The sequence below is a fragment of the Halanaerobium salsuginis genome (assembly GCF_900114545.1).
Taxonomy (GTDB): domain Bacteria; phylum Bacillota; class Halanaerobiia; order Halanaerobiales; family Halanaerobiaceae; genus Halanaerobium; species Halanaerobium salsuginis.
In genome coordinates, this window is the sequence record NZ_FOTI01000063.1 from 1 (window position 1) to 11516 (window position 11516).

Annotated in this window: 12 protein-coding genes; 1 reads left to right on the forward strand and 11 read right to left on the reverse strand. The window is 31.0% G+C overall.

Translation table 11 applies throughout. The annotated features are described in order from the left end of the window. Positions 1–6 precede the first annotated feature (6 nt). The gene (locus BMZ74_RS14785) at positions 7–234 is read left to right on the forward strand and encodes a transposase (RefSeq protein WP_281244111.1); all 228 of its coding nucleotides are present in this window, start codon (positions 7–9) and stop codon (positions 232–234) included. Between the two features lie 196 nt (positions 235–430). Here BMZ74_RS14785 and BMZ74_RS13490 read toward each other — a convergent pair whose 3' ends face one another. From BMZ74_RS13490 to BMZ74_RS14645, 11 genes are all read right to left on the reverse strand, one after another. Further along, entirely contained in the window at positions 431–1390 is a 960-nt protein-coding gene (locus BMZ74_RS13490) for an ABC transporter permease (protein ID WP_177181456.1), read from the reverse strand. 24 nt (positions 1391–1414) lie between these two features. After that, complete coding sequence (locus BMZ74_RS13495; RefSeq protein ID WP_089862739.1) at positions 1415–2227, reverse strand: COG1470 family protein; 813 nt, start codon at positions 2225–2227, stop codon at positions 1415–1417. Beyond that, positions 2228–3151, reverse strand: a complete 924-nt coding sequence (locus BMZ74_RS13500) for an ABC transporter permease (RefSeq protein ID WP_089862740.1) — start codon at positions 3149–3151, stop codon at positions 2228–2230. After that, on the reverse strand, positions 3123–3872 hold the full coding sequence (locus tag BMZ74_RS13505; protein WP_089862741.1) for an ABC transporter ATP-binding protein: 750 nt from the start codon (positions 3870–3872) through the stop codon (positions 3123–3125). The genes BMZ74_RS13500 and BMZ74_RS13505 overlap by 29 nt, the downstream gene beginning before the upstream one ends. A gap of 239 nt (positions 3873–4111) precedes the next feature. Then, positions 4112–6232 carry an LssY C-terminal domain-containing protein gene (locus BMZ74_RS13510; RefSeq protein WP_089862742.1) on the reverse strand — a complete coding sequence of 707 codons (2121 nt, stop codon included), beginning with the start codon at positions 6230–6232 and terminating at the stop codon, positions 4112–4114. A gap of 131 nt (positions 6233–6363) precedes the next feature. Next, positions 6364–7752, reverse strand: coding sequence for a sensor histidine kinase (locus BMZ74_RS13515; RefSeq protein WP_245750896.1), 1389 nt, complete (start codon positions 7750–7752; stop codon positions 6364–6366). Beyond that, complete coding sequence (locus BMZ74_RS13520; RefSeq protein WP_089862744.1) at positions 7742–8425, reverse strand: response regulator transcription factor; 684 nt, start codon at positions 8423–8425, stop codon at positions 7742–7744. The genes BMZ74_RS13515 and BMZ74_RS13520 overlap by 11 nt, the downstream gene beginning before the upstream one ends. A gap of 42 nt (positions 8426–8467) precedes the next feature. After that, positions 8468–8734: a lipid-A-disaccharide synthase N-terminal domain-containing protein gene (locus tag BMZ74_RS13525; protein ID WP_089862745.1), complete on the reverse strand. Its 267-nt coding sequence runs from the start codon at positions 8732–8734 to the stop codon at positions 8468–8470. Positions 8735–8737: 3 nt separating this feature from the next. Further along, positions 8738–9457 (reverse strand): glycosyltransferase family 2 protein, encoded by a 720-nt coding sequence (locus BMZ74_RS13530; RefSeq protein WP_089862746.1) that lies wholly within the window; start codon positions 9455–9457, stop codon positions 8738–8740. Between the two features lie 40 nt (positions 9458–9497). Further along, positions 9498–11108, reverse strand: a complete 1611-nt coding sequence (locus BMZ74_RS13535) for a phospholipid carrier-dependent glycosyltransferase (protein ID WP_089862747.1) — start codon at positions 11106–11108, stop codon at positions 9498–9500. A gap of 182 nt (positions 11109–11290) precedes the next feature. After that, positions 11291–11516 (reverse strand): hypothetical protein (locus tag BMZ74_RS14645; RefSeq protein ID WP_218142085.1); only part of this gene is annotated, 226 nt, incomplete at its 5' end.

Sequence of the window (11516 nt, forward strand, 5' to 3'; positions counted from 1 at the left end):
AGATATATATCAACTCCACATAGAGATTCTAGAACTTGGAGAAAGATCTACAACAAAAGAACCAGTGTTGAAAGGACTTTTTCCAGACTAAAAGAGCATCTAAATTTAGAGAACTTAACTGTAATGGGAGCCAAAAAAGTTAAAACTCATTTGTTATTAAGTTCTATCAGTTTGATAGCTACAAGAATCGCAGCCGAGAAAATCAAGCTCCAAAATCAGGTTTTAGCTGCTTAAAAAGCATTTTAAAGCTTGATTTTAAGTTACCCAAGCTAAGTGCGTCTAAATTTAGCAGTAAATCTATGGCAAATCATTAAAATCTACAATTTCAAGTTAAAAGGCTTATTTTTATGATTCGCAGACAATTTTTTTTTGAATTAAACTAAATTAAGCGTATTATGAAATTCGCTTAACTTTTTAATATATTATCTATTCAAATGTTTTCTCTGCGCAAAAAAACCAGATAAGACAGCATACTTAAAATTATATTAGGCACTAATAAACCTGCCAGATTTAGCCACTTTAGATTAACTATTTCCCAGGCTGTATTATTTTTAAAACCAGGTTTAACTCCTAAGAGAGCAAAACTAATTCTTTCAAAATGTTTGGTTGGGGAAAGTTCTTCTATTCCATTTCTAAGTGTTTCATAGAATTTAAATTTATCGACTATCTGTTTCTCCTGAGCTCTGTTGAGTCCCATACTTGCGAAAAATCCACCGGGAAGTTGGTTATCCATATCCATGGTATCGCCAATTTGAGGGAATATAAAAGCAAATACAAGCCAGATAATTATTACTGTAAGCAGGGCATAGTTTTTATATGGTAGAAGCAGAGTTACAAACAAAGATATTATAAAAAACAAGGCCATATATAAAAATGAAGCGGCAAAGAAAAAGATTAATCTTACTAAATCCGCCTGACTAAGACTAACTCCCCCTAAAGCAGTAAGAAAAATAATTGTTATAGCTGCGATAGCAAAGTTAATTAAAGCTAAGAGCAGCAGATTCCCACCCAACTTTCCATTAATAAGCTGGTCTCTATAAATTGATCTGGATAGTATTAGTTTAAATGTACCATTTTTCCTCTCTTTGCTTACTGCATAATTACCGAGGATTATTGCTAATAAAGCACCAACCATAGCAACATAATTTACAAAGCTCTTTGATACTGAGAGAGGATTAAGGCTGGGCATTGGCGGTAAATTAGTTTTACCCATTGACTTTAAAAACTCAATAGACCTATTGTACTGTGCTATCTGGGAGTGGACCTGTAAGGTTCCCAAAACTATTGATACTATAGTTAAAATAAGCAACAAAATAAGTATAGAAAGAAAAAATTTATTATTTAAAGAATCTTTAATCTCCTTTCTAGCAATCACTATCATTTCACTCATTAAGTTCACCTCCATTTAAAATATTTATCTTCTTCCAAATCTGCGAAAATAATATATTGTTCCCATTATCATAATAATCAGCAGAATCAGGATTACTAAAAAGTAATTTGGATTTTTTTTAACAGTAATTGAGCCAATTAAAATTTTTGTCTGAGAATGCTGATTATAGGCAATTACTGAAATCTCTTTGTTAGCAGCTGCCTGTGATGAAGGAACAAATATCTTTACATTAAATGATCCTTTTTCTCCAGCTTTAAGATCCATTTGTTTGGGGTTAATATTTTCTATTAACCACTTTTTGGGCAGCTCAAATTTAAGTTTAATATTTTTTAGGGTCTCTGTTCCTATGTTTCCAACTGTAACTGAAAAACTTTGATTTTCACCACTGATCAAATTCAAATCTCGAGGATAATCTGCGATTGTGAGCTGATAATCTTTATTAATTTTAATGTTAAGTGGTAGAGATTTAGCAATAGTACCCTCTTTTTTCAAAACAGCCCGGAATGAAAGATGATCAGCTTTTGAGTTTTCTGGTATTTTTAATTTCAAGTCTATTTTTTTACTATTCCCTGCCGCTAAACTAAAATTGGTTTCTGAAAATGACTTATTATCCAGACTGCTGATATATTCTTTTTGCAGATTTAGTATCTGAAAAGAATAATTATGTTCTCTCTGTTCATTATTTTTAATTAGAAAAGTATAATCAACCTGCTGACCCACAGCTGCCTCTTTACTGAGATAAATAGGACTGATAGCAAAAGTCTGAGCTGCTGCTCCTGAACTAAATACTGCTGCTAAGACTATCCAAATTATTAATACAGTTAGTATTCTTTTCATTTAATTACCTTCCTTTAAAAAACTATTGTATGAACCAAAAAGCATAAAAAGCCCAGGAACTAGAAGATAGATAATTGATCGCAGATTAAGCTTCAATATTGTAAAAAGAGAAAGTTGAGCATGTTCTGGAACTACCTGCAGAAGGTCACGACCTATATTTTTAAATTGTACTGTAGGAGAAAATATCTCTATTGTCTTAGAGATCAGTGTATCCTGCGGCATTTGATTCATGGTTTGACTTATATTATTCAGTACATAAACATAATTTTTTTGGCTTTCAGCCAGCTGTGGAATAACATAACTTACTCCCATCCAGATAATTAGCATTAATAAAAATGCAAAAGTACTGTTTTGACTATTGAGAGAAACAAATAATGAAGCAAGATAAAAACTTATCATATAATAAAAAGCAAAAACAAAAAAAACAGTTAAACGACTAAATTCAGCAAAATTAATATTCATTCCAGATACCAGTGTAAAAAGGAAACAATTAAAAACTAAAGTTATTATTAATAGAACTGCAATTACAAACGCTCCTCCAAAAAGTTTACCATTTATCAGCTGATCTCTGTAAATTGGTCTTGAAAGTAAAAGCTTAATTGTCCCCTCCTCTCTTTCTTCACTAAAAGAATTGAATCCGAGAAATATAGCAACAATTGAGCCTATTACCGCAACATAATTTATAATATTTTTCAGAATTGATAGGGGGAATATCTTCGGCTCTGCTGGAATAGAAGTAGCTCCCTGTGATTTCAATAAATTAACAATATCCTGATATGCTGTGATTTCAGCATTTTTTGTTGCTGACCCTATATACACTGATAGAATAGAAAGCAAAAGGAAAAGTAACGCAACTGCTAGAAAAGCCTTATCTTTAAATGCAGTTTTTATTTCTTTAGATGCTATAGACAGTATTTTTCCCATTATTTTGATCCCCCTCAATACGGAAATATATATCCTCAAGAGATTTTTCACTGCCAAATTTTTTCTTAATATTTATTAAAGAATCTGTCATTAGCAATTGCCCGTGACTGATTATTCCAATACTACTGCAGATTTTTTTCACTTCTGATAAAAGATGAGTATTTAGAAATATGGTCGTATTCCAATTATTATTTATATATAAGAGCAGATCACGTATGCTTTTGGTCCCCTGTGGATCCAAACCTGAGGTTGGTTCATCTAAGAATAATATCCTGGGTTTATGCAGTAAGGCCTGAGCTATACCGATACGCTGTCTCATTCCTTTAGAAAATTCCCTGACTTTTGTATCTTTCCAGGAGTGCATCTCTAAATCCTTAAGAACCTCATTTATCCTTTTCTCAACATTTTCAACCCCAGATAAACTACCAAAAAAATAGAGATTTTCAAAAGCTGTTAAGTTGCTGTATAAGTTGACGTTTTCTGGTAAATAACCAAGAATACTTCTTACTTTAAGATTATCTTTTACAACATCATAACCAGCAATCTCAGCAGTTCCACTGCTTGGTCTAATTAATGAAACCAGCATAGAAATTGTTGTTGTTTTCCCTGCTCCATTATGTCCCAGGAAGCCAAATATTTCACCTTCTCCTACTTTAAAACTTAAATTATCAACAGCTGTAAAACCATCGTAATTTTTAGTTAGACTATTTATTACCAACATTTTTATCACCACTTTTTAAGATTATTATTATCTCTTTCTCTGATTTAAATTTTACAACTTAGATATTAGAGATTTATTAATTAAAAATGAGATTTTTTTAATCTTTAAAATAACAGATATAAAAAAAGGCACCGCCCAGCTGGAGTTATCCCAGCTGAACAATGCCTTTAATAATTATCAAAAATTATTTATTTTTTAATAAAACTTTGAGTTAATTAAATATTTTAACTGAAATCTATTTATTCAACTACCAATATATATGCTTTGCCATCAGTGAAAAAAGGATCTCCTACAAAATTACTTCCCAGTTTAGGCGCGACAAATTGATATTTTTCTGCAGATTTGATCAGAGAAGTAGACTCTAGATCATCAAAAAGATATTCCCTCTCACTATCAATATCAGGATCAATCTTATGAGTTATACCCCACTTAATTCCACTATCAAAACTTGCCGTACCTACATATATTTTCTCTCCATCATTGGTTATAAAATTAGTCTCCCAGAATCGAGCATGATGACGAACTCTAATATTATCACTAGAATCTGGTTTTTCAAAGGCAAGATCATTAACCTTTGAATTCCAGAAATCAGGTGTAACCGGTGCACTGGGATATGGTTTTTTTAATAAAGCCGCTTTTGCAGCTTTATATAAAGTATACATGTTAATTTCATCAGCTGTATTCCAGCCAGCACTTTGAAAGGTTCTGATTAATTGTTTTTCATTATTAGCCACAATAATAAAGCTTAACGGTTCTCCTTTTTCTCCTAAAAGTGACTCTGTATATTTAAGCCTACTGCCTTCAAAAACATTGAGAGCTTTACTAACAATTAGTGGCTTCTGGGGAAGAGTTGTCCTATATGGAATTTGATATTCTAAGGAAAAAAATGTATATGAGCTAACTGCTAAAATTATTATTATAACTGAAATTATTTGTTTTACCAGTCCGGACAATTCTACCTCTTTAAATTTATGGAAAATATTTTTTTGATTAAGAGTTAAATATTCTGAAACACTTATTGCTATAATCAACCACAGAGTTCCCACTAAATATCCAGCCCAGACATCACTTAAAAAGTGTACACCTAGATAAAGTCTACTGAAACCAATAGCTATAATTAATATCAAACCCGTAAAAAATATATTTATCTTATGTTTCCAGCTAGAAATTTCTTTCACTAAAAAATAAGTTAAAAAACCATAAAACGCAACTGAAATTGTAGCATGACCACTGGGAAAAGAAAAAGAACTTTCTTGATAAATTGCAACAACCGGCCTTGCTCTATGAAAAAGTAATTTGCCGATATAGGTAAATAACACACTACCTGTAATGCTAATCAAAATTGGAATTATATATGATTTTTTGTTCCAGAGCCATAAAATTAAAATTATACTAAATGTAAAAACTAATATAACCTGCCATTTCCCGAGAAAAGTAATCCAGAAAAATATATCTGTAAGAGTTTCATTTCTAAAGATCGTCAAAAGATTTGCTATTCTATGATCAACACTAATAATTAAATCAGTAGTTAGAAAATCTTCAATAATACCTCCTAAAAGAGCCATTACATAGATTAAAGACAAAACAAAAAGAGTAACTGGAAGACCAAAAAAATTATTCCTATCAAATCTTTTTCTTAGAAATGAAAAGAACGCCTTATGCTGCTCAACAAATTCTTTTACTTCTTTATTCTCGATCACAGCACTTTTTATCGATTCACCTATTGAAACAAGTAAAGTTAAAAGTTCCTTTCCTCTACTTAGAGCAAAATGTTTGAGTAAATATATTAAAATAACAAAAACAATTAATCCTGTAAAGAAGATTGTAAATCTTGTAGACCAGAGGGCAACAAGCTGCCAGGTTCTACCAAAAAAGTAGCCAAGAGCAATATGAGACGCTGCCCATAATATGCTGCTTAAAATATTCCACAGCAAAAAAACTTTGGCATCTAGCTCAAAAAAACCGGCTATAAATGGGATAATAGGTCTTACCCAGCCAACAAATCGCCCCAGAAAAACACTTTTAGCTCCATAATGTTCAAAAAACTTTCGGCCTTTTATAAAAAGTTCCTGATTAAATATTTTACCATCCTGATTAAAGGGAACTTTTTTATTTCTTCCTAAACGAAAACTATAATTATCTCCTAAAACAGCAGCCAGAAAAACTAAAAGATATAAAATGACAATATTCAAACTGCCATGAGCTGCTAAAAATCCTCCAATAATAACAGCTATACTCCCCGGTACTATTAAACCTATAAAAGCAAAAGATTCAAAAAAAGCCAGAATAGCTATTAATAGATAACCAAAAATAGAGAAATTTTGAATTAATGATATTAGATAATTATAATAATTACTCATAGAGAAATCCCCTCTTTAATAAATTTAATTTCGTAAAGAATTATATTCATTCTGAAGATAAATATAAAGCTTATTGAAAACAAATAAAAAGCTTATTTTTATAGTCCAGGTAGCAAAATAATATAAATCTTTTAAACTACAGGGAGCTTAATTATAAAAGTTGTTCCTATACCAGCACTACTCTCAAAATTAATACTTCCTTCGTGAGACTCCACTATCCATTCACAAATTGCAAGCCCCAGACCAGTGCCACCCTTTTTACGAGATCGTGACTTATCCACCCGATAAAATCTCTCAAATATATTATCTTGATCTTCTTTAGGAATACCCCTACCGGTATCTTTAATTTTAATTATTAAATTTTCATCATTTTTTTCAGTAATTATCTTAACTTCTCCACCTTTTGGTGTATATTTAATAGCATTATCAATTAAGTTAAGAAGGAGTTGAATAATCATACTTTGATCTGCTAAAACATTTATGCTTTCGCTCGACTGTTCAGTAATTATTTCTATATTTTTATTTTCGGCAACTGCGCTAAACTCTCCCGCCACAATTTTCACTAATTCATTAATATCAAACTCTTCTTTTTCAATAATCTGCTTTCCACTATCACTTCTTGCAAGCAGTAAGAGCTGTTCTATTAAATGCCCCATATAATCAGACTGCTTTTTTATGATTTTCAGGGTTTCTTCACATTCTTCTTTTAAATCATTTCTTCTCAGAATCTTTTCCGATTGAGCTCTGATTACAGTTATTGGGGTCCTTAGTTCATGAGAAGCATCTGAAGTAAACTGTTTTTCTCTTTCAAAGGCCTTCTCCAGCCTTGCAAAAAGCTGATTTAAAGTTACAATCAGACTGCCCACTTCATCGTCAGTATTTTTTTCTTCAATTCTTCGCCCCAAACTACTGGAACTTATTTCTCTAGCAGTAGTATTAATTTTCTCTATTGGGGAAAGAGCCTTCCCAGCCAAAAAGTATCCGCCAGTAATGGCTGCTATTAAAAAGATTGATATACCCAGTATTGAAATTAATATTAATTTATCTAATATTTTTTCTTCCGAATCCAGCCGTTTTGCTACCCTAATCCAGCCTGAATCACTTTGACTGCTTATCGGTAAGGTTATTAACGCCCAATCTTCATCAATATTATCATTTTCTAATTTAATGACAGAAAAAACATTATCAGTCTTTAATTTGTCTGGTAAGATATAATTTTGTTTATTGGTTAATACCAAATTCTTATTCGCAGCATAATAAGCTATTAAATAATCTTTATCAGCATTTTCTTTTACTTCATTAATGATTGGACTAATTTCGATGTTTTCCTCTCTCAGATCATTATTCTCAATTTCTCCAATGATTTGCTCTCCCTGATTTTTTAGCCTAATTTCTACCTGGTTATATATATATTGTTCTACATTTAAAAATATAAAACTGCTAAAGGCAATTAAAGTCATTGTTAAAATAATTATATACCATAAAGTTAATCTTGTCTTTATTTTTAATCTAAGTTTCATTTTCAATTACCTTTATCCTATAGCCTCTACCATGAACCGTTTCAATTAATTTTGGCTCAAAATCATTATCAATTTTTTGTCTCAAATAGCGTATATATACATCAACAATGTTAGATGTATTTCCATATCGATAATCCCATACATGTTCTTCTATCTGGGTTCGAGACAGTACCTGGCCTCTGTTTCTCGTCAGATATTCCAGAACAGCGTATTCCTTAACTGTTAAAGGTATTTCAATTCCTCCGCGTGAGACTTTATGGTTTACCGTATCAATTACAAGATCTCCGGTCATAAGTTGATTATTATTCTCTTCAATACCTCTTCTAAGTAATGCTCTAACTCTTGCAACCAGCTCACCAAAAGCAAAAGGTTTGGTTAGATAATCATCTGCACCATTGTTTAATCCCTTTATCTTATCTTCTACCATATCCTTTGCTGTTAATATTAAGATCGCTGTATTAATACCGTACTCTCTGATTTCTTTTAAAGCTTCCATTCCATTTTTAACTGGTAGCATTAAATCTAATATTATTATATCGTATTCATTATCCCAGGCAAAATTAACAGCCTGCTGGCCATCACTTACTGTATCAACAACAAAGCCTTCTTCCTCAAGCCCTTTTTTAATTACATCTGATAAATCCTTTTCATCTTCTACAACTAAAATTCTCATTTATCAGCACCTCTTTAAATAAATATGTAAAATGACTTTAGATCACTGATTACTTGTGCTCTTTCTGTTCTTTTTAATTAAATATAAATTTCGTAGATAAATAAAAGAACCAGTTGACTGTCCCACAATAAAAACTGGATCTCGCCGATGAATTGCATAAACTAACAAAGTAAGACTTCCTGCAATACTAAAATACCAGAATGCATTTGGAACTATACTTTTTTTGGCTTTTTCTGAAGCAATCCACTGAATAACAAAACGTAAGGTAAACATCGCCTGACCAACAAATCCAATTATTATCCATATCATAGATTAATCCCTCTTTATATTATAATTAATAATTCTTTTCTTCATCCACCGCATAACTAGTGTATCAAATAATCCTCTCCACATTCTGTTATTAATCCCATATTTAGACTGACCATATTTTCGGGGATAATGGTTAACCGGAACCTGTTTTACTTTATATCCATTAATTCTGGCTAAAGTAGGGTAAAATCTGTGCATACCTTTAAAAGGATAAAATTCTTTATGAATCTCATTTTTAAAAACTTTTAGTGGACAACCTGTATCAGTAATCTTTTCACCGGTAATAAAGTTCCGAACCCCGTTACCAACTACTGAAGAAATTTTTTTAATCAAACCATCATTCCGATTGGTACGCATCCCGATTACCATATCATAATCTTTTAAAAAAGGAATCAGTTTAGGTATATCAGCAGGACTGACCTGGAGATCTGCATCTAAAGTAATTATATATTCTCCTTCAGCTTCTTTAAAACCAGCTAAAAAAGCAGCAGTCTGACCATTATTTTTGGTAAAATGTATTGCTGAAAGTCTATTTATTTTTTCCTGCAGCAAATCTATTTTTTGGCTGCTGCCATCCTGACTTCCATCATCTACATAAATTACTTGATAATTATATTGTTGTTTATTTAATTCATTAATTATACTATCTGTTAGAGGAGACAAATTTTTGATTTCATTATAAATGGGTACCACTATTGAAAAATCATATTTATAATTCTGCATTTTCCACCACCCTTAATTTATATACGTTTTTAAAGTTAAATCAGTTACTATAATTAGTAATAATTATATAACTTTGATCAAATTGTAATACTTCAAATTTGTTTTTTATATTTTGATTCAAACCTCCCCTGATTTGCTGCCAATCGTCAAGTTCCATCATAACTGCAAATTTATCCTGCTTAAGATAATTTAGAAAGCTATCCCGGTCCTTAATCACTTCCGGCCAAAAGTCAAGATAAATACCAATTGAATCCGAATCACCATCATATTTATAGGTAGCAATATTATTGATTCCTCTAGTCTTTAACTGCTGCATTTCTTTAGCTGTCTCTTTAAGAGTATAAGTCTGACTGAAAGGTTGAGCTACTGAAAAAGAAAAGTTGAGTAGAAAAACTGCAAATATAATAATAACTAGATACGAAATATAATTATACTTCTTTTTAAATAATAGAATTATACCGACTATTCCTCCCAAAATCCAGCTTATAATTGTTGGCATCAAAAGACTTTTTAAAGCTATTCCCTGTGATTCCTGGGGGATAAAAAAACTTCCGATTGTGAAAAATGCAAAAGTAATCACTGCTGGAATTATAATATAATATTTGGAGGCTCTCCGATTTGAAATCTCTTTAAATAAATAAGCAACCAAAAGAGCTCCAGCTGGATAGATTGGTAAGAGATATATGTCAAGCTTTCCACTTATTAAAGAAAATAAAATAAAAGTAACAGCAAACCAGCTAAGTAAAAATTTTGTAAATTGAGGTAACTTTCCTCTATTCTTAAAACAGTAAATAAAAGCTGAATAAAGAAAGAAAGACCATGGTAAAAAAGTAAAAGAAAAAGTTGTTAAATAATAATAAAATGCTTTCTGGTGAGCAAAAGAATTAACAGTTCTACCAAAAGTTTGAACAACTAATAATTGATATGCATATTCTTTTCCCCCTCTAATTAAAGCAGGTACCAGCCATAATAAAATTACACCTATAAAAATTAAGATACCTTTTTTTAATTTTAAATTTTTAAATTCCGCCAGGTCTTTTTGAATTAACAAAAAGGCAGGAATAACAACTAAAGGAATTAAAAAGCCAGCCGGTCCCTTGATCCATGTTGCCAGGGCCATAAATAAATAAACCAAATAATAGAATCTATCTTTTCTTTTTGATTCTGAAGAATAACCGAGATAAAAAGAAAATAAAGCAGAAATAATGAAAAACCCCATTAAATGATCCATTCGAACTGTTATTGAAAGAGCAAAAAAGTAAAAAGTAATCATTAAAATCAAAGCCGACAAAAATCCATATTTCTTATTAAAATTCAGGCTTCCCCAGAAGAAAGTGACTATTGCAATTAAAATACCCGGAATTAAACTCATCATAACCATTGCGGTTACAGAATAACTCCCGGCCATAAGTCGGCTGAAATTTAAAAAGTAAAAATAAAATGGAGGTTTATGCGAATAAAACTTTCCCCCTAAATGTGGAACCAGCCAGTTTCCAGTATCATACATTTCCTTGGCAACTTCAACATATTTCATTTCTTCTTCCCAGTGCAAATCTCTATAGAAAGTAGCTGGCAAATAGAGAGCTGCCCCACAAATAATAATTAATAATATATATATATAAATATTTTTATGATTATTTATTGATTTAATTGAACTTACCCCCTTAGAATTTAATAATTTTGTTTATAATTAGTAAATACAACTCTTCCTGATCAACACACTTAATCTGATAACTCAATTATATTTTTAATATAAGCGAATTTCATAAAAATAAGCCTTGATATAACAAAGATTTTAATGATATAAAAAGGGCTTCACCCCATCTTGTCGAATTAAATAGTAGCACCCATAAAACACGAAAGAAGGTGAAGCCCTATTAATAATATTCGACAAGAGTGTCTCTTTCCCTTTGAAGAATTACTTAATTTATCGGAAACAGACAAATTAATTTGTATTTTAGATCCTATTGATCTTAAACCTTTAGTTGAAAAAATAAAACCTAAGTCTAATAAAGGACCAACTGGATATAATCCAGAAGCTATTTTAAGAGCTTTTCTA

What these genes read in the sequence shown, in the direction of transcription:
- BMZ74_RS13490 (WP_177181456.1), bottom strand. Translation starts at nt 1,390, where the DNA reads ATGAGTGAAATGATAGTGATTGCTAGAAAGGAGATTAAAGATTCTTTA.
- BMZ74_RS13495 (WP_089862739.1), bottom strand. Translation starts at nt 2,227, where the DNA reads ATGAAAAGAATACTAACTGTATTAATAATTTGGATAGTCTTAGCAGCA.
- BMZ74_RS13500 (WP_089862740.1), bottom strand. Translation starts at nt 3,151, where the DNA reads ATGGGAAAAATACTGTCTATAGCATCTAAAGAAATAAAAACTGCATTT.
- BMZ74_RS13505 (WP_089862741.1), bottom strand. Translation starts at nt 3,872, where the DNA reads ATGTTGGTAATAAATAGTCTAACTAAAAATTACGATGGTTTTACAGCT.
- BMZ74_RS13510 (WP_089862742.1), bottom strand. Translation starts at nt 6,232, where the DNA reads ATGAGTAATTATTATAATTATCTAATATCATTAATTCAAAATTTCTCT.
- BMZ74_RS13515 (WP_245750896.1), bottom strand. Translation starts at nt 7,752, where the DNA reads ATGAAACTTAGATTAAAAATAAAGACAAGATTAACTTTATGGTATATA.
- BMZ74_RS13520 (WP_089862744.1), bottom strand. Translation starts at nt 8,425, where the DNA reads ATGAGAATTTTAGTTGTAGAAGATGAAAAGGATTTATCAGATGTAATT.
- BMZ74_RS13525 (WP_089862745.1), bottom strand. Translation starts at nt 8,734, where the DNA reads ATGATATGGATAATAATTGGATTTGTTGGTCAGGCGATGTTTACCTTA.
- BMZ74_RS13530 (WP_089862746.1), bottom strand. Translation starts at nt 9,457, where the DNA reads ATGCAGAATTATAAATATGATTTTTCAATAGTGGTACCCATTTATAAT.